The sequence below is a fragment of the Clostridium boliviensis genome, from assembly GCF_033342255.1.
GTDB classification, from domain to species: domain Bacteria; phylum Bacillota; class Clostridia; order Lachnospirales; family Lachnospiraceae; genus Lacrimispora; species Lacrimispora boliviensis.
The window spans coordinates 1-375 of sequence record NZ_JAWONS010000223.1; the positions used below are offsets into that span (position 1 = coordinate 1).

Consider the following 375-nt stretch of genomic DNA (forward strand, 5'->3'; position numbering starts at 1 on the left):
GCGCCCGTTCACGACCGTCCCTCCCTTTCTTTTTTTATATCCCTGCCCGCCGGATCGAAGTCCGCCGGGTACTCCCCCGCCAGCCGACCGAGGAGGGGGTAAAGCCGGATCATCCCCGACTCCGGGTCGACGGTAGCCATCTTCCACTCCTTCAACAGGGCCAAAAGTTCCGCCGCCGTCTGCTTCACCAAGGCGGTCCGGTACTGCTTGCTCCAACCGGCGCCCCGGGATTCCTTCAGGGCGCCCACCCACTGCTCCCATTCCACCGGGGTGAGGCGGATCGTCCCGTCGGCCTCCACCTTCACCTCCCCCGCCGCCAGCCGGCGACGCGTTTCCTCCCCCATTTGCAGGGCGATGTCACAGATCGCCCGGCTG

1 protein-coding gene is annotated in these 375 nt (G+C 66.7%); it reads right to left on the reverse strand.

Annotation, left to right across the window (positions count from 1 at the left end; all coding sequences use genetic code 11):
* Window positions 1–8 precede the first annotated feature (8 nt).
* On the reverse strand, window positions 9–375 hold a 367-nt coding region (locus RZO55_RS14600), incomplete at its 5' end, for a DUF2398 family protein (protein WP_318065002.1).